The sequence below is a fragment of the Deltaproteobacteria bacterium genome, assembly GCA_009930495.1.
Taxonomy (GTDB): Bacteria; Desulfobacterota; Desulfovibrionia; order Desulfovibrionales; family Desulfomicrobiaceae; genus Desulfomicrobium.
This window is the reverse complement of record RZYB01000016.1, coordinates 1-26,587: the sequence shown is the minus strand read 5'-3', so window position 1 is coordinate 26,587 and position 26,587 is coordinate 1. Positions and strand designations below refer to the sequence as shown.

The 26,587-nt window shown below is 59.0% G+C and carries 23 protein-coding genes and 1 tRNA gene; 1 reads left to right on the top strand and 23 read right to left on the bottom strand.

Going from position 1 to position 26,587, the window contains the following annotated elements; translation table 11 throughout:
- Positions 1-103 precede the first annotated feature (103 nt).
- Complete coding sequence (locus EOL86_03090) at positions 104-2,770, bottom strand: valine--tRNA ligase (GenBank protein ID NCD24571.1); 2,667 nt, start codon at positions 2,768-2,770, stop codon at positions 104-106.
- A gap of 142 nt (positions 2,771-2,912) precedes the next feature.
- On the opposite strand from EOL86_03090, the gene EOL86_03085 reads away from it, so the two are divergent.
- Positions 2,913-4,160 carry a biotin--protein ligase gene (locus tag EOL86_03085; protein ID NCD24570.1) on the top strand — a complete coding sequence of 416 codons (1,248 nt, stop codon included), beginning with the start codon at positions 2,913-2,915 and terminating at the stop codon, positions 4,158-4,160.
- Here EOL86_03085 and EOL86_03080 read toward each other — a convergent pair.
- From EOL86_03080 to EOL86_02975, 22 genes are all read right to left on the bottom strand, one after another.
- Positions 4,126-4,893, bottom strand: coding sequence for an HD domain-containing protein (locus EOL86_03080; GenBank protein ID NCD24569.1), 768 nt, complete (start codon positions 4,891-4,893; stop codon positions 4,126-4,128). The two genes, EOL86_03085 and EOL86_03080, sit on opposite strands and share 35 nt — an antisense overlap.
- On the bottom strand, positions 4,893-5,087 hold the full coding sequence (locus tag EOL86_03075) for a hypothetical protein (protein ID NCD24568.1): 195 nt from the start codon (positions 5,085-5,087) through the stop codon (positions 4,893-4,895). The genes EOL86_03080 and EOL86_03075 overlap by 1 nt, the downstream gene beginning before the upstream one ends.
- A 20-nt stretch (positions 5,088-5,107) precedes the next feature.
- Positions 5,108-6,553: a TrkH family potassium uptake protein gene (locus EOL86_03070; protein ID NCD24567.1), complete on the bottom strand. Its 1,446-nt coding sequence runs from the start codon at positions 6,551-6,553 to the stop codon at positions 5,108-5,110.
- Positions 6,553-7,911, bottom strand: coding sequence for a Trk system potassium transporter TrkA (gene trkA, locus EOL86_03065; protein ID NCD24566.1), 1,359 nt, complete (start codon positions 7,909-7,911; stop codon positions 6,553-6,555). The genes EOL86_03070 and trkA overlap by 1 nt, the downstream gene beginning before the upstream one ends.
- Before the next feature lie 20 nt (positions 7,912-7,931).
- Positions 7,932-8,579 carry a nuclease gene (locus EOL86_03060; protein ID NCD24565.1) on the bottom strand — a complete coding sequence of 216 codons (648 nt, stop codon included), beginning with the start codon at positions 8,577-8,579 and terminating at the stop codon, positions 7,932-7,934.
- A 64-nt stretch (positions 8,580-8,643) separates the two neighbouring features.
- A complete protein-coding gene (gene rpoD / locus EOL86_03055) occupies positions 8,644-10,410 on the bottom strand; it encodes an RNA polymerase sigma factor RpoD (protein NCD24564.1) in 1,767 nt (588 codons plus the stop codon).
- Between the two features lie 56 nt (positions 10,411-10,466).
- Positions 10,467-12,167, bottom strand: coding sequence for a DNA primase (dnaG, locus tag EOL86_03050; GenBank protein ID NCD24563.1), 1,701 nt, complete (start codon positions 12,165-12,167; stop codon positions 10,467-10,469).
- Positions 12,168-12,186: 19 nt separating this feature from the next.
- Positions 12,187-14,484 (bottom strand): endonuclease MutS2, encoded by a 2,298-nt coding sequence (locus EOL86_03045; protein NCD24562.1) that lies wholly within the window; start codon positions 14,482-14,484, stop codon positions 12,187-12,189.
- A 1-nt stretch (position 14,485) separates the two neighbouring features.
- Positions 14,486-14,932: a GatB/YqeY domain-containing protein gene (locus EOL86_03040; protein NCD24561.1), complete on the bottom strand. Its 447-nt coding sequence runs from the start codon at positions 14,930-14,932 to the stop codon at positions 14,486-14,488.
- Positions 14,932-15,132, bottom strand: a complete 201-nt coding sequence (locus tag EOL86_03035; protein ID NCD24560.1) for a 30S ribosomal protein S21 — start codon at positions 15,130-15,132, stop codon at positions 14,932-14,934. The genes EOL86_03040 and EOL86_03035 overlap by 1 nt, the downstream gene beginning before the upstream one ends.
- A 337-nt stretch (positions 15,133-15,469) precedes the next feature.
- Positions 15,470-15,742, bottom strand: coding sequence for an HU family DNA-binding protein (locus tag EOL86_03030; protein ID NCD24559.1), 273 nt, complete (start codon positions 15,740-15,742; stop codon positions 15,470-15,472).
- Positions 15,743-16,003: 261 nt separating this feature from the next.
- Positions 16,004-16,816, bottom strand: coding sequence for a ribosomal RNA small subunit methyltransferase A (gene rsmA, locus EOL86_03025; GenBank protein NCD24558.1), 813 nt, complete (start codon positions 16,814-16,816; stop codon positions 16,004-16,006).
- On the bottom strand, positions 16,809-17,318 hold the full coding sequence (locus EOL86_03020) for a DUF2062 domain-containing protein (GenBank protein NCD24557.1): 510 nt from the start codon (positions 17,316-17,318) through the stop codon (positions 16,809-16,811). The genes rsmA and EOL86_03020 overlap by 8 nt, the downstream gene beginning before the upstream one ends.
- A gap of 131 nt (positions 17,319-17,449) precedes the next feature.
- Positions 17,450-17,956 carry a ferritin gene (locus EOL86_03015; protein ID NCD24556.1) on the bottom strand — a complete coding sequence of 169 codons (507 nt, stop codon included), beginning with the start codon at positions 17,954-17,956 and terminating at the stop codon, positions 17,450-17,452.
- 24 nt (positions 17,957-17,980) lie between these two features.
- Complete coding sequence (locus tag EOL86_03010) at positions 17,981-18,496, bottom strand: thiol peroxidase (protein NCD24555.1); 516 nt, start codon at positions 18,494-18,496, stop codon at positions 17,981-17,983.
- 154 nt (positions 18,497-18,650) lie between these two features.
- On the bottom strand, positions 18,651-21,098 hold the full coding sequence (locus tag EOL86_03005; protein ID NCD24554.1) for an endopeptidase La: 2,448 nt from the start codon (positions 21,096-21,098) through the stop codon (positions 18,651-18,653).
- A 31-nt stretch (positions 21,099-21,129) separates the two neighbouring features.
- On the bottom strand, positions 21,130-22,380 hold the full coding sequence (gene clpX / locus EOL86_03000; protein ID NCD24553.1) for an ATP-dependent Clp protease ATP-binding subunit ClpX: 1,251 nt from the start codon (positions 22,378-22,380) through the stop codon (positions 21,130-21,132).
- 26 nt (positions 22,381-22,406) lie between these two features.
- Positions 22,407-23,003, bottom strand: a complete 597-nt coding sequence (clpP, locus tag EOL86_02995; GenBank protein NCD24552.1) for an ATP-dependent Clp endopeptidase proteolytic subunit ClpP — start codon at positions 23,001-23,003, stop codon at positions 22,407-22,409.
- Between the two features lie 183 nt (positions 23,004-23,186).
- Entirely contained in the window at positions 23,187-24,497 is a 1,311-nt protein-coding gene (tig, locus tag EOL86_02990) for a trigger factor (GenBank protein NCD24551.1), read from the bottom strand.
- Between the two features lie 182 nt (positions 24,498-24,679).
- Positions 24,680-24,762, bottom strand: a tRNA-Leu gene (locus EOL86_02985).
- Between the two features lie 180 nt (positions 24,763-24,942).
- On the bottom strand, positions 24,943-25,440 hold the full coding sequence (locus tag EOL86_02980) for a (Fe-S)-binding protein (protein ID NCD24550.1): 498 nt from the start codon (positions 25,438-25,440) through the stop codon (positions 24,943-24,945).
- Complete coding sequence (locus EOL86_02975) at positions 25,437-26,519, bottom strand: glutamate synthase (GenBank protein NCD24549.1); 1,083 nt, start codon at positions 26,517-26,519, stop codon at positions 25,437-25,439. Before EOL86_02975 ends, EOL86_02980 begins: the two co-directional genes overlap by 4 nt.
- Positions 26,520-26,587: the final 68 nt, after the last annotated feature.

Here is a 26,587-nt window from a genome sequence, read left to right as displayed (position 1 = left end):
ATCAGCCCCGGATCGCCGGGTCCCGCGCCGATGAGATATGCTTTGGCCATGTTCTTTCCTTGTCAGGGCCGCGCACGGCCCGGGTACGAGATACGATCCGCGTCTAGCGGATAAAGTCCTGCAATTTGCCGCGCAACTGCTCCAGCGTCGCCTTCTTCTCCGCGAACTCCGCCGCCTTGGCCTGTTCCTTGGCCACGACCTCGGCCGGAGCCTTGCCGACAAAGCTCTCGTTGCCGAGTTTCTTGGTCACGAAGTCCAGCTCCTTGGCGATCTTGCCGATCTCCTTGTCCAATCTGGCCAGTTCGGCCTCGAAATCGACCACGCCGTCCAGTGGCACGAAGAGTTCGCAGCCGCGCACCACGGCCGAGGCGCACCCCTTGGGCGCGGTCAGGTCCGGGGCAACCGTCAGACTGCCCACACGGGCCAGGGCCGCGATTTCGGTTTCGTGCGCCGCCAAAAAGACCCGGTCTTCGCCGCCGGCGCGCATCAGCACGGGCAGTTGCACACCCGGCGCGATGCCGAGTTCGGCCCGGATGTTGCGCACGGCCACGATGACACCCTGCAAAAATTCCATATCCGCCACGGCCCCCTCGTTCTCGCACTCCGGACGCGGTTTGGGATACGGCCGCAGGGCCAGGCTTTCGGCGTCCAGGGACGGAATGCAGGCCCAGATTTCCTGGGTGACAAAGGGAATGATCGGATGGGCGATGACCATGATCTCCGAGAGCACATGCTTGAGACAGCTGCGCGCGGCGGCCTTGGCCGCCTGATCCTCGCCGTAGAGTTCAGGCTTGATCAGTTCCAGATACCAGTCGCAGAACTCGCGCCAGACAAAGCCGTACAGGCCCTGGGCCGCCTCGTTGAACCGGTAGCCCTCGATCTGGGCGGCGTGCTCTTTTTTGAGCATTTCCAGACGGTGCAAAATCCACTGGTGGTGCAGGCCGGTCAACGCGGCCGGATCAAATCCCGGCTCGCTCCCGTCCACATGCATGAGGGCGAAGCGGGCCGCGTTCCAGATCTTATTGATGAAATGGCGATAGCCCTCGATGCGCGCCTCGGACAGCTTGATGTCCCGACCCATGGCCGCGAACGAGGTCAGGGTGAAGCGCAGGGAGTCGCAGCCGTATGTGTCGATCATTGCCAAGGGATCGATAACATTGCCCGTGGACTTGGACATTTTCTTGCCGTGCTCGTCGCGAACCAGGGCATGGATGTAGACGTCCTTGAAGGGCACGTTGTCCATGAATTTGAGGCCCATCATCATCATGCGCGCGACCCAGAAAAACAGGATGTCAAAACCCGTGACCAGAAGCGATGTCGGATAAAAAGCCGCCAGTTCCGGGGTCTTGTCCGGCCAGCCCATGGTCGAGAACGGCCACAGGGCCGAGGAAAACCAAGTGTCGAGCACGTCCTCGTCCTGGGTCAGGCGGCTGCCGCCGCACTTGGTGCAGGAGGTCGGATCCTGACGGGCGACGATGGTCTCGCCGCAGTCGGCGCAGGTCCAGACCGGGATGCGGTGACCCCACCACAGCTGGCGCGAGATGCACCAGTCGCGGATGTTGTCGAGCCAGTTATAGTAGGTCTTGTTCCACTGCGCCGGCCAGATGGTCGTGCGGCCGTCTTCCACGGCGGCCCGGGCCTTTTCGGCCAAAGGCTTGACGGACACGAACCACTGCTCGGAAACGAACGGTTCGATGGTCGTCTTGCATCGGTAGCACTGATTGACCTTGTTCTCGTAGGGCTCCTCGGCCGTAAGCGATCCGCAGGCCTTGAGATCCTCGACAATGGCCGCGCGGCATTCGGCCGCGGTCAGGCCGCGATAGGCCTCGGGAGCGTTGTCGTTCATGCGGCCGGCATCGTCGATGACGCCGATGGCCTCCAGACCGTACTTGCGGCCCAACTCCCAGTCGTTCATGTCGTGGGCCGGGGTGATCTTGAGGCAACCCGTGCCGAACTCGCGGTCGACATAGGCGTCGGCGATGACTGGGATGCGCCGTCCGACCAGGGGCAGGATGACAAATTTTCCGATCATGGACTGGTAGCGTTCGTCCTCCGGATGCACGGCCACGGCCGTGTCGCCGAGCATGGTCTCGGGGCGCACCGTGGCCACGGTCACGGAACCGGAGCCGTCTTCAAGCGGATAGGAAAGATGGTAGAGGGTGGACTTGGCCGGGGCATATTCGACCTCGTCGTCGGCCAGGGCCGTATGGCACCGCGTGCACCAATTGACGATGTACTTGCCGCGATAGATGAGGCCCTGCTCGTACAAAGACACGAAGACCTCGCGCACGGCGCGGGATAGGCCCTCGTCCATGGTGAAACGCTCGCGGGTCCAGTCCACGCTGGCCCCCAGACGCCGGATCTGGTTCAGGATACGCCCGCCGTAGTCCTCCTTCCACTCCCAGACCTGCTCGATGAACTTTTCACGGCCCAGATCCTCGCGCTTTGTCCCCTGGGCCAAAAGCTTGCGCTCGACCACGTTCTGCGTGGCGATGCCGGCATGGTCCGTGCCCGGCACCCAAAGCACGGTCTTGCCGCGCTGACGCATGTAGCGACACATGATGTCCTGCAGCGTGAGATTCAGGGCATGCCCCATGTGCAGGGCCCCGGTGACGTTGGGCGGCGGGATGACGATGGAATAGTTGTTGGCGGGATGCGCGGCGGCCTTGGCCGCGTCCGGGGTAAACGTCTGATGGGAAGTCCAGTAGTCCAGCCAGCGCTTTTCCACGTCGGCGGGTTCGTATCCCTTGGCAAGGGTCTCGGTGGCCATATGAAGACTCCAAATAGTGAGCTGATTGCGGCAAAAAGGCGCCGAAAAACCCGACGCCACGGAAACAAAAATGAGTACTGGGGCGTATGCCAAAAATCAAGCCCGACTTGCCCGACAGCGGTCGACCTGCTAGGGCCGGGCCATGCTCGACACGCCACCCTCCCTTGCCCTGCTCTGGGACGAATCCCACCTCTGGGGCGTCCTCCTGCATCGCGCCCTGTCAGCCTGGGGCGCTTGCGTCACGCCGCTCAAGGCGGCCCACATCGCCGCCGGAGCTCTCGCCCGGCTCCAACCGGATATCCTGCTCGTGCCTGGAGGCTGGGCCCGACTCAAGTCCCTGGCCCTGGGCGAAACCGGCCGCGAAGCAATCCGCGCGTATGTACGCGACGGCGGCACCTACATTGGCTTTTGCGGAGGGGCCGGTCTGGCCCTGGCGTCGGAGGCGCGCACGCCGTTTTTGGACCTGTGCTCCTGGTCGCGCAAACCGGCCAGGGAGCGTCTGCCCAATTTCAGCGGACACCTGTGGTGCAAAATTGAAGAAAACGGCACGGAAGAAACGGCGGAACTGCCAGTCTGGTGGCCATCCCAGTTCGCTCCCGACCCGGAATGCCCCCTGAAGATCCTGGCCAGCTACGGCGAGCCGGGACGGGACTTCTGGTCGGCCGATCTGGACTGGTCGTCAATCGCGCCGACCGAGGTTGGCCAGTGGGAAAAGCTGTACGGCATCAACCTCGATCCACGGCGTTTACACGGCGAGCCGTGCATCGTCTGCGGCCAATATGGCCGAGGGGCGTTCGTTCTAAGCTATGCGCATCTGGAAACTCCAGACTCGCCCGACGCCAACGCGTTGCTGACCCGGCTCCTGGGCCTGGCTCCAAAACGGCCCATCCCGCCCTGGGATCTTGGCCAGAACGCGCCACTCTGGGACGACAACGCCCTGCGCCACATGCACAACGCCCTGACCGATCTCGTCCGCTTCGGACAAAGCCATTTCCTGCTTTCCTGGCGCGCGCCCTGGCTCTTGGGCTGGCGACGCGGCGTGCCGGGTTCGCCCCTGACCTTCCTTGCGGCCATGATCTGGCAGGCCAGGCACAGCGCCCCCACGGACCAAGCCCGCGCGTTCTGGAACGACCACGCCCAGGACTGCCAGCGACTGTGTACCGAATTCTGCGTTCAGACCCGGGGCTACCTCTTGCAGGAACGACGCATCCTGGCCACGTCACCGTCCTCGCCCGAAACAAGCGCCTCGCCGGACCTGCAGCGCCGCAAAGTCGAACTCTTCGGCAAATTCCCCGGATACGGAGGCTTGTACGGAAGCATTCTCGGCACCCTGGACGAACTGCTCTGGCTCCAGCTCAGCGCGCCAAACGCCGGTCCAGATCGGCCTTGAGAACGGCCAAACAAGGGGCTTTTGGCAATAAATCAAAAAGCCGGTCCAGATAGCCCCTCCGGGCAAACAGCCGACGACTGGTCGCAAATTCCAGCTTCGGCCCCCACGACGCCAACAGCAGCTTGAAATCGTTCACGACCCGCAGCTGCATGTACGATGGGCTTTCATCCGAAGCCACGGCCTCGAAGATGGACTCCGTCCAGGATTCGGGCTCATCGGCCAGCCCCAGAGTGATGACCGGATCACGCGGCTTGTCCGGCGACATCTTGCCCAGAACCACGGGCACGATGTCGAGCTTGTCCGCGTCACGAACCACCGCGCACAGGGAGCTCGTCACCGGGTCAAGACCGGGGGGCAGCTCCCTCTTGTTGTGCAGACGGACCGTTTCGACGATTCGCGCCCGGTCCTCCGGCGCAAAGGAATCCAAAAAACGCCCGCGAAGAAGCACTTCGGCCCCCTCGTTGCCGTGGTCCACGGATTCATCGTCACGATATGTTCCGAACCGCTCGAACTGGGAAAACCGACCGATATCGTGCACAAGGGCGGCAGCCCAATGCAGTTCCGGCCGGGAAAGCCGTTCTCCGGCCACGATCCGCATGGCCAGGGCATGCACGCGCAGGGAATGATCGCGTTTCAGCACGATGTATTCACGACGATCCCCAAGCCGGTCCTCGTACTCGGCGGACAGGGCGACAAACTCCCGGCGCAGACGCCGCAACCGTTCCGATTTCATCAGATACCCTGGTAAAACTTATACAGATCCTCGTCGATGACCAAGCGGAACCCGCCATCATCCATTTCCTCGAAGCGGATGACCTGGACCGGGTCCATGGCCACATCCATGGCGTACTCGGCCAAACGGTTGGCTTCCTTCTTGGCTGTGTCGTCAAGTTCCTTGAAACGCCCCATCTCAATCCAATCACTCATGATATTCTCCCGCCAAAGGCTTATTTTCTCCAGAATTCCGGAATACACAAAACCAATACCGTATAAATTTCGAGCCGCCCCAGCAGCATGCAAAACGTGAGCACCCATTTTCCCGGAAGCGGAATGGCGGCGTAATTGTCAACGGGCCCGACTCCGCCCAAACCCGGGCCGACATTGCCAATACAGGCGACCACGGCCGAAAAGGCAGTCAGCACGTCCACGCCCATGGCCGTCAGAACCAGGCTGGACAAAACAAAAAGAAGCACAAAAAGCACGAAAAAGCCCCAGATACTGGCCAGCACCTCGTCCCTGACCAGCTTGGACCCGAATTTAACCGGCACCACGGCCCGGGGATGCACCAGGCGGAACAACTCCCGATAAGCCTGCTTGATCAACAGCATGACCCGCATGCATTTAATCCCGCCCGAGGTCGATCCCGCGCATCCACCCAGAAACATAGCCAGGAGCAAGAGCCCGTGGGTCAATGGCGGCCACAACTCATAATCGGCCGTGGCATACCCCGTGGTGGTGATGATGGACGCCACCTGAAACAGGGCGAAACGCAGTGAGCCGGAGACCGAGTCATAATTGGCGCCGTGGATGACCACGGCGACGATCGCGGTCATGACAACCACCACCAACGCGAAAAAACGAAACTCCGGATCCCGCCAAAACACCAAGGGGCGCCCCCGAAAAAGCTGAAAATGCAATGCGAAGTTCAGTCCGGCCACGAGCATGAAAAAAGACGTGACATAATCAATATAAGCGGAATCATAGGCCGCGATGGACGAGTTGCGCGTCGAAAAGCCGCCCGTGGCCATGGTTCCGAAGGCGTGGCAAACACTCTCGAACAGATCCATGCCCCCAAACAGCAGCAACGCGATTTGGACAGCGGTAAAGAACACGTAGACCTTCCATAAACTCATGGCCGTGTCCTTGATACGCGGTTGCAACTTGTCGGCCACGGGTCCGGGCACCTCGGCTTTATAGAGTTGCATGCCGCCGACGCCCAGGAAGGGCAGGATGGCGATGGTCAAAACGATGATCCCCATGCCTCCCAGCCAATGAGTCAGACTGCGCCAAAAAAGGAGTCCCTTGGGAACGGCTTCGATATTGGTCAAAATGGAGGCGCCGGTGGTGGTGAACCCGGACACGGATTCAAAAACCGCGTCGCTAAACGAGGGGAATCCTCCCAAGGCAAAGGGCAGCGCTCCGAACAAAGCGCACGCGATCCAACCCAGCGTGACAATGACCACGCCCTCACGATGATTGATGACCATGGGTTGGGGCTGGCGAAAAGAAAACAGCAAAAAAACTCCGGCCAAAACGGTCACGCACAGGGATAAAAATAACGGTGCTTCGGACCCGTCGGCAAAATACACCGCGCACAAAAAGGGAAAAAACATGCACAGTCCCACGCATACAAGGACCAGTCCGGTAACATGCCAGGCGAGACCCCAACGCATCAGCGACTCTCCCGCTTTCGGGACAACATCTGTTCCACTCTGGGGATGGATTCGAGCAGACTCAGGATGATCACCCTGTCTCCAGCTTTGATAAAATCATAGCCGCCGGGAATAAGGACACTGTCCTCGCGCATGATGCACAGCACCAGGACGCCCTTGGGAAAGTCGAGATCCTTGAGAGGGGTGCCTACCAGTCCCGAATCCGGTCCCACCAATGCTTCCAAGGCCTCGGCTCCGTCCTTGATGGCCACCGTGGACAAGACACCACCCTTGCGCACGTGCTTGAAAATACTATTAACGGCCGACAGGCGAGGGCTGACAATGTGCTCCAGACCGATGGCCCGGACCAACGGCATGTATTCGATTTTGTTTAGCCGCGTGATGGCCATGGCCGCGCCAAGCTTCTTGGCCAAAAGGGACGCCAGGATATTGCTTTCCTCGTTGCCGGTCATGGTCACGACAACATCCATGTCACCGACATTCTCCTCTTGAAGAACTTCCTGATCCGTGCCGTCGCCATGCAACACCACGGTCCGGCTCAATTCGTTGGCCAGGACCGCGCAACGGGCTGCGTCCTTATCCAATAGCTTGACCTGGATAGATTTTTTCTCCAGGCCTCGGGCCAAACGCAGCCCAATATTACCACCACCGATGATCAGCACCCGGCTCTTCTTGCCCGGCCGGTTGCCCAAAAAAGAAAAAACCGCCTGAAGTTGGCTGTTCTCGCACACGAAATACACGAGATCGCCCTCGCGGATCTCGTCCGATCCGGCAGGCACGATGACTGCGTCGTCGCGAACGATGGCCGCCACGATCATGGGTGTATCGGCCACCTTGCGCCGCAGATCGAACAGGCGGATACCCACCAGGGGGTTGCCCTCGGTGATCCAGGTCCCGGCCAGCTTGATGCGGCCACCGGCCAAATCGCTGATGTCCACGGCCCCTGGAGCGCGCAGCATGTGTTCGACGCTTTTGACCACCTCGGTTTCCGGATTGATGATGATGCCGATGCCAATGCCTTGGGCCAATTGCTGTCCATAGGCGATATACTCATCGTTGCGGATGCGGGCCAGCTTGGTCAGGCCGGGGGCGAGCATGTTGGCGAAAGTACAGGCCATGAGGTTGATCTCATCGCTGTCGGTCACGGCCAACAGCACGTCGGCCTTGGAGATGCCGGCTTCGCCCAAAATAAGCGGACTACACCCGGACCCTTCCAGAACCTGCACATCCATATGGTCGAGGATGCGCTGCAGCACAGCCGGGTTGCGGTCAATGACGACAACATCCTTATTCTCCGAGGCCAGACGCTTGGCGATATGAAATCCGACCTCTCCGGCACCGACGATAATGGCTTTCAAACAATGCGCTCCGGTTGCGATTACTGGATGCTCCGAGCCGAAGGCCAGGGTGTGCATGCACGAGCCGGGGAAAACCCTGCCGCAAAGGCTTCGCGCAGGGAGGAAAAGACGATCCTATTCCCGGGCTTGACCCGCCGTCCCGTCGCGCACGTTTCGGCGTGAAACCGCTTGGACGATTTGTTGCCCACATAAACGTTCCCGGCTTTGGGCAAAGCCAGAATTCGCGGCCAAAAACCCTTGCTCTGGCTCATGGCCAAGCGTTGGGCCTGTACAAGCCGCGCCGCAAAATCCGCGTCCTTGTCCGTTTGGTGGGAATAGGCGAAAGCCGCGCCCTCTTCAATCATCAAAAGGTTGACATTCCGGCCATCCCCAAGATGGACCGCGCCGACCATGCGCCCATATCTGTCCGTCTGCAACTCGGGGCGGTCCAAAAAGACATCCCGGTCGGCAACCAGTCGAGCCAATGTTCTCTTGGCCTCTTGCCCATAATACTGCCCCGGCTTGTCCCCATGCCGGATTTCCGGGGCGTCGATGCCACGCAGGCGTAACCGCTCGCCACCGCGCAAAACCACGGTGTCCCCGTCCAATACGGTGTCCACGCGCACCCGCCATGCTTCCGCGGAGGCGTTTACAACCAACAGCAGCACGACAAGCCCGACCAGAAACATCCGCATGGGGCCAAAAAAGAAGGCAACCCCTGGGGTTGCCTTGAAAACGGAAAAACAGGACGGACTAGGATTCATAATAGGAACGCAGTTGCTGGCTACGCACGGGATGACGCAATTTACGCAGGGCCTTGGCCTCGATCTGTCGGATGCGCTCACGGGTGACATTGAAAAGCTTGCCAACTTCTTCCAGAGTGTGATCACTCTTCTCGCCGATACCAAAACGCTTGCGCAGCACCTGCTCCTCGCGCGGGGTCAGGTCGGACAGAACCAGCGCGATCTGCTCGGCCAGCTTGGTGTTGACCACCTCGTCGGCCGGCGCCACGGCCTTCTTGTCCTCGATAAAATCGCCCAGACTCGAATCTTCTTCATCGCCAATGGGTGTTTCCAAAGAAATGGGTTCCTTGGCGATCTTGAGCACTTTTTTGACCTTTTCCAAGGGGTAGTCCATGCGTTCGGCGATTTCCTCCGGAGAAGGATCGCGGCCCAGCTCCTGCACCAGATAACGCGAGGTACGCACGAGCTTGTTGATGGTCTCGATCATGTGCACCGGAATACGGATCGTCCGGGCCTGGTCGGCGATGGCGCGGGTGATGGCCTGACGAATCCACCACGTGGCGTAGGTCGAAAACTTGTAGCCACGTTGATACTCGAATTTATCCACGGCCTTCATCAGACCGATATTGCCTTCCTGGATCAGATCCAAAAACTGCAGACCACGATTGGTGTACTTCTTGGCGATGGACACGACCAGGCGCAAATTAGCGCGGATAAGCTCCTGCTTGGCGTCCAGGGCATCGGTGTTGCCCTTGCGGATGCGCCACAAAATTTCCTCAAGCTGATCGACATCGTGCATGGCGTTTTCCTGGAGCTTGCCCAGGATCTCGATCTTGCCGTTGACCATTTCCTTGAAGGAAAACAACTCCTCGATGGTCATGCCGAGCTTGTCGGCGGCGGCCACGGGGTTGATGCTGCGCTCGTCAAGCTGCCGGAATATACCGAAAATTTCGTCCTGGGACTTCCCCAGGGACAAAATATAGGCGGACAGATCCCGCCTGCAGTTGTGCATCTGCCGCACATAATCGCCCACGGTCTCGATGATGCGATCGATAAGGGTTTTTTCCAGCTTGATGTCGCGCAGACACTGGATCACCTCGGTCTTGTAATCCATGATTTTTTTCTGCACGCCATAAACGCGTTTCTCCAGGGTCGCGCATTCGTCCAGGCGGGTGTAGAGGGTACGCTTCTTGCGATAGATGTTCTTGACATCCTCCAGCAGCTTGATGACCCGCTCGCGCTGGTTCATCTCTTCCTCGGATGGGTCATCCTCCTCGATGGTCTTGACCACGTCCTTGAGCTTCATGCGCCCCTTCTTCAAATCCTCGCCCACGCGCACCAACTCCTCGACGGCCACGGGCACCTCGACCAGGGCGTACATGACTTCCATCTCGCCGGCTTCGATCTTCTTGGCGATATAGACCTCGCCATCGCGATCCAAAAGGCCCACGGCACCCATCTCGCGCAGGTACATGCGCACCGGGTCGTTGCTGCGCATGGAATAATCCGCGCCATCCTCGTCCTCGGCCAGTTCCAGCTTTTCCTCGTCCTTGACTTCCTCGCCATCGTCCTCGGCGATCTCAATACCACGAGTCAGCTTCTCATCCACGATGTCGATGTCGAGCTGGTCGAAAATAACGATGATCTCGTCGATCTGTTCCGGAGTATTGACTTCAGACGGCAGGGCCTTGTTGAGTTCATCGAAGGTCAGGAATCCCTTTTTCTTGCCTTCGGCTATGAGCGCCTGAATTTGCTGCACATCCTTGATATTGCTCATCCCCTACCCCCAAAGTTAATAAAATATCGGCGGCCGCGCCCGACGCGGCCACGAAATCAGCGCTGCGTCCGGTCCTGGATCAAGGCCAGAAGACGCAACTCCTCCTGAAAATTCCCTTCACGTCGAGCCCGACGCAACCCATCGGTCAGGCTGTCCAACTCCCGCCGCTGCTGGGTTTGAAGCAAAAAACTTTGCACCTCGGCCCATTCGTCCCGTCCGAGATCCGCCGCCTCGGACCGCATCCGACACTGCACGTAAAAGCGCTTCTCGCCCTGATCCAAGCGACCCAACACCGTATTTGGATCCGACCCGAAAAGCTTGTCCCAAAAAATTTTTCCCCGGTCCGTGCTCAGGGCCCGGGGAAGGTCCAGTGCCTGTAATTCTTCGTGGTATTCAGGAAAACGCACGGCAAATGCCAAAAGTTCGCGATCACGCTGGGAAGGTTTGCAGGATTCAAGCCGAGCCCCTTTCGCCACGGGCGCCGTGCCCTGGCGCTCGGCCAGGGTGACGCGCAGTTCCGCTTCGGACAACCCAAGTCCCGCCGCCAGCTTCGGCACATAAAAAGAACGCCAATCCAACTTTTTAAGCCGACCGATAAACCCCGTGGCCCACTGCAGGACATCCTTGGGCGCGTGATCGGCGGCCACCTGACGCAAACAATACTCAAGGCCGTCCACGGAATCGGCGACGAGGCCCTCCAGCCGGGCACGACCCTCCCGTTGCAGAATGGAGTCCACATCCTCGCCCTCGGGTAAGCACAGTACCCGGCATTTCAAGCCCTGGGTCAAAATCATTTCGGCGCTACGCAAGGCGGCCTTGCGCCCGGCATTATCGCCATCAAAAACCAGATCAACCCGTCCAACCAAACCGGAGAGGCGGTGGACCTGCTCGGAAGTCAGGGCCGTGCCCAGGACGCCACAGCTGTTCTCGAAACCAAACTGATGCAGACTTAATACGTCCACATAGCCCTCGGTCAACAGGACGCTCTTGGAATGCGACATGGCCCGCCGGGCCTGATACAGGCCATAGAGATGCTCGCCCTTGGTGTAGATGGGCGTTTCACTGGAATTGAGATATTTTGGCCCCTGGTCATCGACCAAGCAGCGACCGCCAAAGGCCACCACCTGACCCGACAAATTCATGATCGGGAATATCAACCGCTCCCGGAAACGGTCGTAAAAACTGCCCTTGGCGGATTTGGAAAGAAGGCCTGCCTTTTCGGCCACTTCGTCCAAATAGCCCTGACCCCGGAAATGATCGCGCAGTTCATTCCATCCAGCCGGGGCCCATCCCAGGGCAAAACGATCCACGACTTCCGGAGCCAGCCCACGCCGGGCGATATAGTCACGCGCCTGGCGACCGGCGTGACTCTCCAAGGAACGACGAAAAAACATCGACGCCAGGGCGTGCAGGTCCAGGCATTGGACTCTGGACGGGCCACCCGTGGCGGGTTGATCACGCCGCCGTCGAACCTCCAGGCCCGCCTCCCGGGCCAGGGCTTCCACGGCTTCCCCGAATTCGAGACCATTGATGGCCCGGTAAAATTCAATAATGTCGCCGGAGGCCTGACATCCAAAACAATAGTAAAAGCCCCCCTCCGGATTGACCGAAAAGGATGGCTTGGTTTCCTGGTGAAATGGACAGGGCGCGACCAACCTAGTGCCCGCGGGACGCAGTTCCACATAGCGACCGACCACGTCCTCGATACGCAGACGAGCCTTGATTTCCGCGATCAGCCCTGGATCGAACTTGCTCATCCAGCTCCGTTTGCAGTGTTTATCCGGCCAAAACCACCTTGGTTATCCCGTCACCACCCTCGTCGGCATTGCCCAGGGAAAAAGCGCTCACGGCGCGGGACCGACGCAAAGACTCATGCACGGCCCGACGCATGGCGCCCGTGCCCATGCCATGCACGATCTCGACCTCGGACCGGCCCGCGAGCAAGGCCTTGTCCAGAAAACGTCCCAATTCCGCCTCGGCCTCGTCCGTGCGCATGCCGCGCACATCAAGACGCATGGACGCGGGAGCGGAATCCCTCCGAACCACGACCTGACAAGACCGAGGCGTGGACCTGGGCTTCGCGTCCGCGAGGCGGACATCGCCAACGCCCACCCACAACGACACCCCGCCCACGGTCAACCGGACCCGGTTCTTTTTTCCGTCCACACTGAGCACCTGGCCTCGTTTGTCCCACGGCAGATAAAGCAGATCCTGACCCGGGGCAATGTCCTGGATGGAAAGCAGGTCTTCCTCGTCCCGCGACGGCGCGCCGAGACTGTCACGCAATTCAGCCATTTCCCGCAAAGCTTCCTTCCGCCCCCGACGCCCTTCCCGCCATTCATCCATGATCCGGCGGGAAGCGTCACGCAATTCGGTCAGCATCCGGGCTCGCTCGGCGTCGAGCGCGGCCAACTTGCGGGCGTATTTCTGCTCCAGGGTCCGGGTTCGAAGCTCAAGCGCGGCCAGTTCATCTTCCTTGGCCGAGGCTAAACGATTCAAGCGGTCAAAGACTTCCTCTGTGTCACCGGAATCCAGATACAGATATTCCTGGGCCCGTCCCAAAATAACCTCGGGCAACCCCTGCTCCCGAGCCACGTCCAAGGCCCGGCTGGCGCCAACCTGGTCGTAACCAAGCCTGAAAAGGGGCTTGCGGCTCTCTGGAGAAAAAATCACCGACGCCGCCCGCACGCCATCCCGGGACAAGCCATAGGCTTTCAACGCCGGGAAATGGGTGGCCACGCCAACCCAGGCCCGACGATCCAGGAGGCTGTCGACCACGGCTTGGGCCAGGGCGGCTCCCTGGCTGGGGTCGGTCCCGACGCCGAATTCATCGAGAATAACCAGGGTGCGCGCGTCAATGCTTGGCCACACTTCACTGAAATGCCGAATCTGAGCCGTGAATGTGGACAGACTTTGCTCGATGGACTGTTCATCGCCCATGGACACCACGAAATTCTTCCAAAAAGGCAAGGAACTGCCCTCGTCGGCCATCACCGGCAGGCAGGAGTGCGCCATGAGCCCAAGCAGGCCCAATGTTTTCAGGCACACGGTCTTGCCGCCGGCATTGCCCCCCGTGATGACCAGCGCCCGCTGACCTTCTTCAAGGACAATGTCCACGGGAACGACGTGATCCTGGCCAAAGACCAACAAAGGATGCCTGGCCTGAAGCAGATGCAGGGGAGCATCCTCGGCGATGTCGATGACGCGCGCGTCCCCCTCCCGGGCAAAACGCTGCTGGGCCAAAAGCACGTCAAACCGCACCAGCTCCTCGAAAGTCCGTGCTAGCTCGACCTGCTCGGACCGGATCAGGCCGGTCAGAAAACGCAAAATCTTCTGCTCCTCGGTCCGTTCCTCCTGCTTGAGCTCCTGCAAGTTATTATTCAGATCAACCAGAAATAACGGCTCGAAATAGCACGTCTCGCCGGTCTGCGAATAATCATGGACAATGCCCTTGAGGCGGCCCTTGAAATTTGCCTTCAACGCCAAGACATACCGATCCGAGGAAATCGTCAGGTAATCGTCCTGCAACATGAACTGCAGGTCCCGGTTTTGGAAAAAATCCTGGACCTTGCGCGCGCACATCTGGTGCACGCGACGAATTTCCTGACGCACCGAGTAGAGTTCCGGCGAGGCCTCGTCCCGGATATTTCCATCCGGTGCCAGGCAACGGCGCAGGCCCGACCAAGTTTTGCCGGGAAGAACAAGCCCCGCGACAAGGCTGGTCAAGGCCGGGTACCGATCTTCCCCCGGCACCCCCAAGGTTTCGAGCAAGGCGGCTGCGGCCTTGAGCATTTCCCACAAGCCAATCAGCCCGTCCTGATCCAGGCACGCCAATGGATTCTTCAAAAACTCGAAAAGCCCGTCGATATCCGGGAACGATCCCAGGCGCACATCCTGGACGGCGCAAAACCGCATGACCTCGCGCACCAGGGCGGAGCGCTCGGCAATGCGGGACAAATCGGTTTCGGGAACGATGGCGAGGCACGCCCGCTGGCCAGCCGCGCTGGCGGCGAACGACGAAAGATGCCGCAGAATTTTTGGAAATTCCAGCAGCTGCAGGGTACGTGGGTCCATATTAGGATGAAAGCTTGGCGCGGACGAGGGCGCTCAGTTCCTTTCCGTCGACACGACCGGCGTGAGCGCCAAGGATGGCATTCATGACCTTGCCCATGTCCTTCATTCCGGAGGCGCCAAGGGTTTGGATAGCCGTGTCGATAGCGGCGACAATCTCGTCGGCAGAGAGCGCTGCCGGCAGATAGGCTTGCAAAATGGAAAGTTCGCGCTCCTCGATTTCAGCCAAATCGACGCGACCCGCGGCGCGAAACTGCTCGATGGATTCTTGACGCTGCTTGGCCTGCTTGGAAATCACATCCAGGATTTCATTATCGGCCAGTTCACGCAGGAGCTCCACCTGCTTGTTCTTGACGGCTGCCTTGAGCATCCTCAAGACAGCCACTTCGTCGGTCTTCTTCGCCTTGAAAGCGGCAACATAGTCCTTTTCAATGCGCTGATTGAGACTCATTACATCACCTGAAGTTTGCGGATCTTTTTCAGCAACCTTTTTTTGGCCGCAGCTTCCTTCTTTTTCTTCTGGATGCTGGGTTTTTCAAAATGCTGACGCTTTTTCAGCTCGGAAAGAATACCCGCCTTCTCGACCTGCTTCTTGAACTTCCGCAGAGAGTAGTCAAAAGTATCGTTGTCACCCATGTATACACCTGGCAAGCGAATCACCTCCCCGTCAGTCAGTCCGCGTCATAATGCGCGGGAAATCGTGCTCTTTATGCAAGTAGCATCGCCTTGGCAAGCATAAAAAACAAAAAAAAGAAGGGGCACCACGGCACCCCTTCGGTATCTATAAAAATGTCAGGCTCTTAAAATTTTTCCTTCACGGTCTCGGCCAAGGAACGCAAAATAACAACGCCCAGCCCGCTTCCGATGATGAACAGCACCGCGTAGAGAACTCCGAAAAAAATGGCGTGATCCGGCTGCCACCAGGGCAAATCCTGCGGCAATGGACTTTGAACAGTTTCCCCGTGCAACATAACTTCCCCCTTGCGTCCTACTTGATTGCGTCTTTCAGGTCTTTGCCGGGACGAAACTTCACGACCTTACAAGCAGGAATGTTCAACTCCTCGCCAGTGCGGGGGTTACGGCCGGTACGGGCCTGGCGCTCTTCCACCATGAAGGTTCCAAATCCGGTCAAGGTCAGCTTGCCCTCGCTGACAAGGGTCTCCTGGACGGAATCGAGAAAATACTTCAGAGCACGTTCGGCATCGGCTTTGCTCAATCCAGCCTTTTCAGCCATCTTGGCCACCAATTCAGCTTTCGTCATCAGTCTTCCTCCTTTACAGTAATTCACCAACGGGCATGGAAGCTTTTCCCAAAAAAACCGCCCCACACCGTCAACCGTTACAATGAGCCTGATTGAAAATCATCGCGAATGATCGCCCGACCACTACTCAAACACCCGGGGCATGTCCAGCCAAGCCGCCATGACGCTCGGTCGCCGGGGCGCGAACACTCAAGGCGCAGGCAAACAGAAATTCCCCTGCAAAGTCAAGCATATTTTCGAAAACATAGGTAGTCCGGGGCTTCACGGCCGTTTGGCCCCGTCCTGGCCCATGGCAAAACGCAATGCCAGGGCCAGCCCCCGCAGCATGTCCGGGGTCAATTCCTCGGGTCTGATCCGCCGATCAACTCCGTGGCCGGCGCACCACGCCTCGACTTCGCCGGACCAAACCTGCTTCAAAATGCCACCCAACTGTTTGCGCCGCTTCTGAAACAGCATCCGCAGCGTCCGAGACAGTGCCCCCGCCTCGGCCCAGGCCGCGTCCGGTCGGGGATAAAAACGCACGACAGCCGAATCAACCCTCGGCCTGGGGCGAAACACATGCGGTGGAACCGTGAAAGCATACTCGGCCCGGACAAAGTTAGCGACCCACGCCGAAAGCGCGCCATAGGTCCGGCTTCCAGCGGTGGCCGTCAGCCGCTCCGCCACCTCCTTTTGCACCATGAAAACCATGGCCTTCCAGCCCCGACAGCGGCTGACCATCTCCCAGATCATGGGCGAGGCGACATTGTAGGGCAGATTGCCAATGACCGAAAGCCCCGGCATGGCCATGGTCTTGTCCCAGCAAAATTCCAACCCATCGGCATGGACCACCGCGACCCCGGGAAATTCCTGGCGCAACCATCCCACCAATTCACGGTCCTTTTCCAACGCCAACACCGTCCCCTCGTGTTCGACAAGAATACGGGTCAGGGCGCCGCGTCCAGGCCCGACCTCCAAAACCGAATCGCCTGGCTCGAGACGCAACGTGGCGACGATGCGCCGGCAGATATTGGGGTCGGCCAAAAAATTCTGTCCCAAGGATCGCTTGGGGGCACGGAAAGCCTGCTCAATCATTGCGAATCCCCGCACGTTGCCGCTCCCTGCGTCGCACCGCCCGCACGTTGTGGTACATGCGGACGGCACGCAGGGTAAAAAAATATGTCGCCATGGCCAAAGGAATGCCCGCTATGGTTCCGCCCAGGGAGGTGATGAGCAGCCATTTTCCCCCACGCTGAAAAAGTTCCGTCAAGCCCGCCTGGGTCAATTCGCTCATGGCCAGGGGGACGACCTCGCCAGGCACGAAAACGCGCCCAAGCATATAAAACAGGGGAAAGACGATCGCCCAGTTAAAGGGATTGGTCCACCATGTCCCCAAAGCGGCCGCCACCTTGCTGGCCCGCAGCAGCAGGGCCAGAAAAACCGCCACGACCATTTGCAGGGACAAAAGGGGCATGCATCCGACAAAAACCCCGAGCGCAAGCCCCAACGCGATGGATTCGGCCGGAGCCTTGATCCGGACGATGCGCAAGTAGCCGTAGCGGAAGGAGCGAAGGATTCGTGTCCAGACTTTTTCCATGAAGTGCGCAAAAAAGGCAGGTCGCCCTGCCAGATAGTTGTATCACCGAGGCTTGTCCTAGGCCCCGGCCCAAGATCTTGTCAAACTCGGTTCCAGGGGCGCATCCAGGGCGGATCGCTCCGCCCCGTCGCCTAGGCCGCCGGAGGCGTGAACACCCGCGTGGACAGATCCCTGTCCAACATGAACAATCCGCCACCATCCGTGCCGACCAAACGCAATTTTTGGACTACTTCGTTGACACTGTCCTCTTCCTCGACCTGCTCGTCCACGAACCAGCGCAAAAAGCTGTTGGTGGCGTGGTCTTTTTCCTCGATGGCCAGGTTGACGAGATCATTGATGCGGCTGGAGATATAGGCCTCGTGGTGCTGGGCCGCTTCCATGGCTTCAAGCGGGCTGGACCACTCAAACCGAGGCTTCTCGATGGCGTCCAGGACCACGCGCCCACCCCGCTCCGAGATGTAGCGAAAGAATTTCATGGCGTGGAAGGTTTCTTCCTGGTTTTGGACAGTCATCCAATTGGCAAATCCAGGCAAATTTTTATCCTGAAAATACGCGACCATGGCCAAATAGAGATAGGCGGAAAACATCTCCGCGTTGACCTGATCGTTCAAAGCCTTTTCCATTTTTGGACCGAGCATGGCAGACCTCGCGAAGTTGTCGGGTTAGAGGGCGTTCTTCACGGCATCGAGCACGGCGCTGTAATCCGGCTCATGAGTCAACTCCGGTACAATCTGGACAGAGACAATCGTTCCCGAGGCATCGACGACAAAAATCGCCCGGGCCAACAAACGCAGCCCTTCGATGAGCACGCCATAGGCCTGTCCAAAAGACGCGGTCTGGTAATCCGACACGGTCTGAACATTGGCCACGCCGGCGTTACCGCACCAGCGCTTCTGGGCGAAAGGCAAATCCATGCTCACGGTCAAAACCTTGACCGCGTCGCCCAAGGCTTGAGCCTCCTGATTGAAACGCCGGGTCTCCATGTCGCACACAGGCGTGTCCAGGGACGGCACGGCCGAAATAACCGTGACCTTGCCCGCGCAGTCGGCCAAGGTCACCGGACCCAGATCATTGTCGACAACGGAAAAATCCGGAGCGGGCATGCCCGCCCGCAGTTCCTGCCCGAGCAGGACCAAGGGATTGCCCATGAAGGTCACCACGTTTTCTCGTCTGATCATATGCGTCACTCCAGGGTTTGAAGCCGGCGATACCCAAAACCGGACTACCGCCTAGGCAAGGTGAACAGGATTCACTCAATTAAGGCCTGGGCTTTGAAGAGCAAGAGGAAAAAAGGACTTTGATCGAAAAAGCCGGTCGTTACCGGCCGGCTTTTCAATGCGTGTTGGGAAGACCCTGCTCCTTGTGCAATGCCCTGCAGACAGGCGTAAAATCCGCCGCGCCCGAGAATAACGATTCCTTGGTCACGTCCTTCAGGGCCGCGCACAGCACTTCGTCCATATTATCCACCAAGACGATCTCCAGCTCCTTGAGAATGGCCTTGGGCACATCCTTCAAGTCGCGTTCGTTTTCCTTGGGCACCAAAACGCGAGAGATAAGACCCCGATGGGCGGCCAACAATTTTTCACGCAAGCCACCAATGGGCAAAATCCGTCCCCGCAACGTGATTTCACCGGTCATGGCCACGTCGTTTCGAACCGGGATATCCAGCAGGGCCGAGGCCAGACATGTGGCCAGGGTGATGCCGGCCGACGGTCCGTCCTTGGGCGTGGCGCCTTCGGGCACATGGATATGGATATCGACTTCCTTGTGAAAATCCCGCTTCAGTCCGAAAAGCTCGGATCGTGAACGGATGTAGCTGACCGCGGCCTTGGCCGACTCCTGCATGACATCGCCCAGTTTTCCGGTGATCTCGATTTTGCCCGTGCCCGGCATGAGCGCCACCTCGACAATGAGCAACTCGCCGCCGGTCTGGGTCCAGGCCAGTCCGGTGGTCACGCCCACCTGCGCCTGCTCCTCGCGCAATCCATAGCGCACCTTGGGCACGCCGAGATACGACCCCAGCATGGTCTTGCTGATGGAGACGTTCTTGTCCATGTCCTTTTCCTCGACCAGATGCCGGGCGACCTTGCGGCAGATCGAGGCCAGCTCGCGTTCCAGATTGCGCACTCCGGACTCACGCGTGTAACGACGGATGATTTCCAGCACCGCGCCCTTGGACAGAGTCAGATTCTCGGGCTTGAGCCCATGCTGCTCGAGCTGCTTGGGCACGAGAAAATCCGTGGCGATGCGCTCTTTCTCGGTTTCCAGATAACCGGGGATGGTGATGATCTCCATGCGGTCCTGAAGAGGCAAGGGGATAGTCTGCAGGGAATTGGCCGTTGTAATGAAAAAAATGGACGACAGATCGTAGTCCATGTCCAGGTAATGGTCATTGAAGGCGCTGTTCTGTTCCGGATCGAGCACTTCAAGCAGGGCGGCCGACGGATCGCCACGAAAATCCATGCTCATCTTGTCCACTTCATCCAGGCAGAAAACCGGATTATTGGACGCAACTCGCTTCAATGACTGGATGATCTTGCCGGGCATGGCGCCGACATACGTCCGGCGATGTCCACGGATTTCAGCCTCGTCACGCACCCCACCCAGGGAGAGGCGAACGAATTCCCGACCCGTGGCCCTGGCTATGGATTTCGCCAGCGAGGTCTTGCCCACGCCCGGAGGGCCCACCAGGCACAAAATCGGCCCGCGCAGCTTTTTCACCAACGCCTGCACGGCCAGATATTCGAGGATGCGTTCCTTGGGTTTCTCCAAACCATAGTGATCGCCGTCCAAAATCTTCTGGGCTTCGACCAAATCGATCTCCACGCCGCGGACCACACTCCAGGGCAACGCCAAAATCCAATCCACGTAATTGCGCAATACCGCGTACTCGGCCGACGACGGCGGCGTCTGGCGCAGCTTCTTGAGCTCGGCCATGGCCTTTTCCCGAGCGTCGTCGGGCATGTCCTTGTCCTTGAGCTTGGCCTCCAACTCTTCCAGGTCGGCCTTGGGATCGAAATCCCGCCCCATTTCCTTATGAATGGCCTTGAGCTGCTCGCCCAGATAGTAGTCTTTCTGGTTCTCCTCCATCTGCTTCTTGACCCGGCCCTTGATCTTCTTTTCCAAGGAAAAGATTTCGATCTCCTCCTGGATCAATTCGTAGACCCGTTCCAGACGCTGGACCGGATTGCGGATCTCCAGCACTTCCTGCTTGCGGTCAAAACTGGCCTTGAGATGCGGCGCGACGGAATCGGCCAAGCGGCCCGGCTGCTGCACGCTGTTGATGGCCAGAATGGTTTCCTTGGCCAACTTGCGGTTGACCTGGGCATATTCATCGATGGCCTCGTGCGTGGCGCGGACAATGGCCTCGCTTTCCAAGACCGACCCGCCGGCATCGGGCACGGGCGTGGCCAGCACCATTTGGATCTCGTCCAAGGACATGAGCCCCTTGTCCCGATCCCAGGCCGCCCGGCTCAGTCCTTCGAACAAAACCTTGATGGTTCCATCCGGCAGACGGAGCATCTGCAGCACCTTGCTGATGGTCCCGATCTCGTAGAGGCCGTCCTCGGTGGGCCGCTCCTGGGCGGGGTCCCGTTGCGCGACCAGAAATATCTTCTTGTCGTACTTGTCCAGGGCCATCTCGATGGCCTTGATGGAGCTTTCCCGTCCCACGAAAAGCGGGACAATGGATTTCGGGAACATGACAACTTCCCGCAGGGACATGACTGGCAGGATCATGGCGTCCGGGGAGGATTTCTCGAAAACAATGGCGTCGGACATAGTCTCTCTCGCTGGTTGCGGTCCAATGACCTCAGGCGCTCTTGGCCTCGGGTTTGAAAAGCAGGAGCGGCTCCTTGCCTTCCTCCACCACGGCGCGGTTGATGACGCATTCGCTGACATTCTTCATGGACGGGAGGGTGTACATGATGTCGAGCATGATGGACTCCATGACGGAACGCAGACCCCGCGCCCCGGTTTCGAGCTTGATGGCCCTGCCGGCCACGGCCTTGAGCGAATTGGCCGTGAACTTGAGTTCCACGTCCTCCAGCTCGAACATTTTCTGGTACTGCTTGATGAGGGCATTTCGTGGTTCTTGAAGAATGCGCACCAGATCCGCCTCGGTCAATTCCGTCAAGGACGTGATCACGGAAATACGGCCCGTGAACTCCGGAATAAGCCCATAGCGGATCAAATCCATGGGGTGGACCTGCTTGAGCAGACTGTCCGTCTTGTCGTCGTCCTTGCTCCGGACCTTGGCTCCAAAGCCCATGCTCGATCCCCGCACCCGTTGCTTGACCATGTCCTCCAGACCGATGAAGGCACCGCCGACGATGAACAGGATGTTGGACGTGTCCAGACGGATGAACTCCTGCTGCGGATGCTTGCGTCCACCCTTGGGCGGGATGTTGGCCACCGTGCCCTCAATGATCTTGAGCAGGGCCTGCTGCACCCCTTCTCCGGAAACGTCGCGAGTGATGGACGGGCTATCGGACTTACGGGAAATTTTGTCGATCTCGTCCACATAAATGATGCCCTTGGCGGCTGCCTCCAGATCGTAGTCCGCGTTCTGGACCAACTGCACCAAAATATTCTCGACATCCTCCCCGACATAACCGGCCTCGGTCAGGGTGGTGGCGTCGGCGATGGCGAAGGGAACTTTCAGAATACGGGCCAAGGTCTGGGCCAAAAGCGTCTTGCCCGAGCCGGTCGGCCCAATGAGCAGGATATTGCTCTTGTCCAGCTCGACATCGTCCTTGCTCCGGGCATGGTACTTGATCCGCTTGTAATGGTTGTACACCGCCACGGACAAAATTTTCTTGGCATCATCCTGTCCGATCACATAGTCATCCAAGGCGGCCTTGATTTCCTGCGGTAGCGGGATGTCCGAGGAATCCAAATCCTCCTTGCGGTTGTCATTCTTCAGAATGTCGTCGCACAGGGCGATGCATTCGTTGCAAATATAGACTTCAGGCCCGGCGATGAGCCGTTGCACCTCGTCCTGGGTCTTCCCGCAAAAGGAACAACACAAATCCTTCCCCGTCCTTTTCTTTCTGTCCGCCATAAATAACCTCGTACTTTAATACCGAATTATTCCAACTCTTTACGCGAAGCAAGAACCTGATCGATCAATCCGTAGGCGCTGGCTTCCTCGCCACTCATGAAATAATCCCGTTCCGTATCTTGTTCCACCTTTTCAAGCGACTGCCCGGTGTGCCGCGACAAAATTCCATTCAGTTCGCCACGCAACCGGATAATTTCCTTGGCCTGGATGGCGATGTCCGTGGCCTGACCCTGGAATCCGCCCATGGGCTGATGGATCATGATCCGGGAATGCGGCAGGCTGTATCGCATTCCCTTGGCCCCGGCGGCCAGCAGTACCGCGGCCATGCTCGCGGCCTGACCGATGCAAAGGGTGGCCACGGGAGCCGAAATATACTGCATGGTATCATAAATGGCCATGCCCGCCGTCACGGAGCCGCCCGGAGAATTGATATACATGTTGATCTGTTTTTCCGGACTCTCGGACTCCAAAAACAAAAGTTGGGCGCAAATGGAATTGGCGACATGATCGTCGATGGGCGTGCCCAACAACACGATGCGATCCTTGAGCAGACGGGAATAAATATCGTACATCCGCTCGCCGCGGCCGGTATTCTCGATGACAAATACAGAATTGCTGACCATGAAAGCTCCTGCTTGAAGGCATAATACGCTTGACCAAAGATTGGAAAAATAACGATCCGGCCCCCTGTGTCAAGGCCGCCTCGAAAAAGTCGAGGTCCAACGCGGAGAGTAGCAAATAGCGCGCCGGACCAAAAGGAGAGGAGGAAGAGAGGGTCCGGGACAGGCCCGGACCCGGATGGATGCTTATGCGTTGTCTCCGCTGGAGGCGGCCGGCACCGTGGTGACCTGGGCGCTGGAATAAACCAGCTCCATGGCCTTGTCCGCCAGGACACGATCCTTGAGCGGGATCATCAGATTGTGCTGCTCGTAGTAATCCTTGATGGAATGGAAATCCTGTCCCGTGGACGCGGCCATCTGCTGCAAAACCAAATCCACTTCCTGCGGAGTGACCGTCATGTTTTCGGCGTTGGCGATGGCCAGCAACACCAAGGTCGACTTGACGATGTCCTCGGCCGCGGGGCGCTGTTCATCGCGCATCTCCTGGGGGGTCTTGCCCAAGGACTCCAAGCTCTTACCCTGACGTTCCAACCGGGACTGCAAATCCACGATCTGCTTGTCGATCTGTTCCTCGACAATGGACGCGGGCAGCTCGAAATCGACCCCGGCCTTGATCTGGTCCAGCAACTTCTTCTGGGCATCGCCCTTGACCAGCTGCTTGCGCGAGGAGGTGTAGGACTTCTCAATGGCGTCCCGCAGTTCCTGAACATTTTTGTAATTTCCGGCCAATTCAGCAAAGTCATCATTGATTTCAGGCAAATGGCGAACCTTGATGGCGTGCAGGGTGACCCGCATCATGACGGTCTGGCCGGCCAGCTTGTCGTTGATGAAGTCCGCCGGGAAGGTCAACTCGCGATCGCGCGTCTCACCCGGGGTCATGCCGACGACGATGTTCTCGAAGTCAACCAGGGAATTGCCCTCGCCCAGGGGGAGCTCGAACTTGTTGGCGCCAACGCCTTCCATGGCCTGATCATCCTGGAAGGCCTGGAAATCGATCACCGCGATATCGCCGCTGGCCACGGGGCGCTCTTCCTTGATGATGACCGTCTTGGCCATGTTCTGGCGAATGCGCTCGATGACGTCGTCGATCTTGGCGGATTCGACCGCCACGTCCTCTTCCTCGACAGCCAGACCCTTGTATTCGGGGAGATCGAACTTGGGCGCGACCTCGAAGGCGAAGGAATAGGAAAACGCTTCGTCACGAACCATTTCCCGGGCATCCACATCAATGCGGGACAACGGAGACAAACCCAGCTCGCCCATGATCTCGTTGATGTGATAGTTGATCAGGTCGGTGGTCGCTTCTCCGTAAATCTGCTTCCGAAACTTGGATTCCACCACTGAGGAAGGAACCTTGCCCTTGCGGAAACCCTTGATATCCGCGCCCTTGCGGTACAAGGCAACCGTGGCGGCCAGGGCGGCATGCACTTCCTCCACACCCACATCCACCGTCACCTTGCGCTTGACCGGGGACAGTTCTTCGACTTTGTACTCCATGACTCCACTCCTTTAAAATGGGTGCCCCGCCAGGGGGACCCGAATGATCGACTGTGCGCGCAAAAAACCGGCCACGCGGCGACTCGCGAAACCGTACTTTCCGGCATGCGCGCCCTGGCCATATCGCGACCTGCCCGCGCGCTCCTGGCCGTGTCTGGCCACCGCTGGGATTTGGTTGATTTTGGTGCGGGCGATAGGATTCGAACCTACAAGCTTTTGGCGTCAGCTCCTAAGGCTGATGCGTTTACCGTTCCGCCACGCCCGCCCAAACCTGGAGGCCCTAGACGATTGTTTTCCCCTTGTCAAAGGGCGCTTCCGTTTGGCTTTGGAAAGTCCTGGCCTGCCCCGAGCCCGGCTCCCGATGCCGACAAGGGATCATTCGGTCGGGAATGCCCCCGACCCAAACGACCTGGGCGGGGACGGCATCAAAAAACCAGCGCACAAACTATTTTCCCGGCAGCTTCAAATGTTCCATGACCTTTTGCAACGCCTGGCGTGACTTTTCCGTTTCCAAATTCGGAATTTCGTCCCGCTCCACGTACGCAATGGCCGCACACGGGCACATTTCCACACAGGCCGGCCCCATGCCAATTTGACGGCGCTGGGCGCACATATCGCATTTGGCGACCATGACTCCGCGATCTGTCTCGAACATGGCCCCGTACGGACAGGCCAGAATGCAATTCTTGGTCTGACACCCTCGGCAAAGCATGGGTTGCAGCACGATGGCTCCATCCTGGTCGCGCGTGATGGCGCCACGGGGACAGGCGTTGGCGCACTTGGGATTGTCGCAATGATGGCAATACAGCGGCACCATGACGCCATCCACGGTGCGAGTCATGTGGATGCGCGATGTATCGTTGGTAAAACGGCAGACATATTCGCAAGTCTCGCAGCCAATGCACAGGCTATAGTCGATATGCAGGGTTTTCCGACCGCTCATGCCTGCCTCCGAAATCCGGCCTCGTTGGCCACCAAATCGTTATAGTCATACGCCTCGAGACGATCCTGGGCCTTGAGATCGAGCCAGTTGGCCAGGGACCGGGCCGCGCGCAGACCGCTGTACACCGCCTTGCCGATCTTGCTCGGACCGCTCAGGGCATCGCCAGCCACGAACACATTTTCGATGGCGGTCATGTGCAGCCAGCGCACCTCGCCCTTGCGCACGTTCTCAAGGCCCAATTCCTTGGCGAACGGCGGCGTGGCCGTCTCGCCGATGGCGGCCACCACCAGATCCACGGGCAGGACAACAGTTTCCGGGCCATCGGGGCCGGGACGGGACACTTCCAGGCCCTCGACCCTGGTCCCGCCCACGACACGCAGGGGCGTGCTCCGCTCCAGCCAGTCCACGCCCATGTCTCGCAACTGATCGATTTCAAAAGCCCCGCACGGCGCTTCCCGGCAGGTCCGGCGGTACACATGGTGGACCTTGGCCGCGCCCAAATGGATGGCGTTGTGCGCCACGTCCACGGCCGAATGGCCGGCGCCGATGACGGCCACGGCCTTGCCGGCCACGTCCGGCAGCTTCACGTTGGGGGCGCAGTATTTCACGGCCCGAATGGGAAACAAAAACTCCAGCCCGGAAAACACGCCGGCCAGATTCTCGCCCGGAATGCCTAGCTTGCGCGAGCGCCAGGAGCCCGTGCAGATCATGATGGCATCATGCTTTTTGACCATGTCGCCAAAACCCAGAATCTCGCGGCAAAAATGGTCCCCTTCCTCGTCATGCAGCGGCCCGCTACAGCAGATCTTGGTGTGGGTATGAAAGATGACCCCGGCCTTGCGCTCCAGGGCGCGCACGCCCAGGTCGATGCGTTCCTTGGGAATGCGGTAGCCGGGAATGCCGAACAGCATCAAGCCACCCGGCTTGGGCAATTTATCGTAAACCTCGACCTGATAGCCCAGACAGGACAAATAGCCCGTGGCGGCCAGGCCGGAGGGGCCGGCGCCGATGATGCCGACATTGCGGCCATTGGGCGGGGCGGGCTCGGAACACAAAAAATTGAAATTGATCGGGTTCATGCGCGTCTCCTACGAAAAAACAGGTCTCCATGACCTGGACGGACCATATCCATTTGTCAAGGCGACCC

Bases quoted from the DNA above. Each gene is read 5' to 3' on its own strand.
- EOL86_03090 (NCD24571.1), bottom strand. From the start codon at position 2,770: ATGGCCACCGAGACCCTTGCCAAGGGATACGAACCCGCCGACGTGGAA.
- EOL86_03085 (NCD24570.1), top strand. From the start codon at position 2,913: ATGCTCGACACGCCACCCTCCCTTGCCCTGCTCTGGGACGAATCCCAC.
- EOL86_03080 (NCD24569.1), bottom strand. From the start codon at position 4,893: ATGAAATCGGAACGGTTGCGGCGTCTGCGCCGGGAGTTTGTCGCCCTG.
- EOL86_03075 (NCD24568.1), bottom strand. From the start codon at position 5,087: ATGAGTGATTGGATTGAGATGGGGCGTTTCAAGGAACTTGACGACACA.
- EOL86_03070 (NCD24567.1), bottom strand. From the start codon at position 6,553: ATGCGTTGGGGTCTCGCCTGGCATGTTACCGGACTGGTCCTTGTATGC.
- EOL86_03060 (NCD24565.1), bottom strand. From the start codon at position 8,579: ATGTTTCTGGTCGGGCTTGTCGTGCTGCTGTTGGTTGTAAACGCCTCC.
- rpoD (NCD24564.1), bottom strand. From the start codon at position 10,410: ATGAGCAATATCAAGGATGTGCAGCAAATTCAGGCGCTCATAGCCGAA.
- dnaG (NCD24563.1), bottom strand. From the start codon at position 12,167: ATGAGCAAGTTCGATCCAGGGCTGATCGCGGAAATCAAGGCTCGTCTG.
- EOL86_03045 (NCD24562.1), bottom strand. From the start codon at position 14,484: ATGGACCCACGTACCCTGCAGCTGCTGGAATTTCCAAAAATTCTGCGG.
- EOL86_03040 (NCD24561.1), bottom strand. From the start codon at position 14,932: ATGAGTCTCAATCAGCGCATTGAAAAGGACTATGTTGCCGCTTTCAAG.
- EOL86_03030 (NCD24559.1), bottom strand. From the start codon at position 15,742: ATGACGAAAGCTGAATTGGTGGCCAAGATGGCTGAAAAGGCTGGATTG.
- rsmA (NCD24558.1), bottom strand. From the start codon at position 16,816: ATGATTGAGCAGGCTTTCCGTGCCCCCAAGCGATCCTTGGGACAGAAT.
- EOL86_03020 (NCD24557.1), bottom strand. From the start codon at position 17,318: ATGGAAAAAGTCTGGACACGAATCCTTCGCTCCTTCCGCTACGGCTAC.
- EOL86_03015 (NCD24556.1), bottom strand. From the start codon at position 17,956: ATGCTCGGTCCAAAAATGGAAAAGGCTTTGAACGATCAGGTCAACGCG.
- EOL86_03010 (NCD24555.1), bottom strand. From the start codon at position 18,496: ATGATCAGACGAGAAAACGTGGTGACCTTCATGGGCAATCCCTTGGTC.
- EOL86_03005 (NCD24554.1), bottom strand. From the start codon at position 21,098: ATGTCCGACGCCATTGTTTTCGAGAAATCCTCCCCGGACGCCATGATC.
- clpX (NCD24553.1), bottom strand. From the start codon at position 22,380: ATGGCGGACAGAAAGAAAAGGACGGGGAAGGATTTGTGTTGTTCCTTT.
- clpP (NCD24552.1), bottom strand. From the start codon at position 23,003: ATGGTCAGCAATTCTGTATTTGTCATCGAGAATACCGGCCGCGGCGAG.
- tig (NCD24551.1), bottom strand. From the start codon at position 24,497: ATGGAGTACAAAGTCGAAGAACTGTCCCCGGTCAAGCGCAAGGTGACG.
- EOL86_02980 (NCD24550.1), bottom strand. From the start codon at position 25,440: ATGAGCGGTCGGAAAACCCTGCATATCGACTATAGCCTGTGCATTGGC.
- EOL86_02975 (NCD24549.1), bottom strand. From the start codon at position 26,519: ATGAACCCGATCAATTTCAATTTTTTGTGTTCCGAGCCCGCCCCGCCC.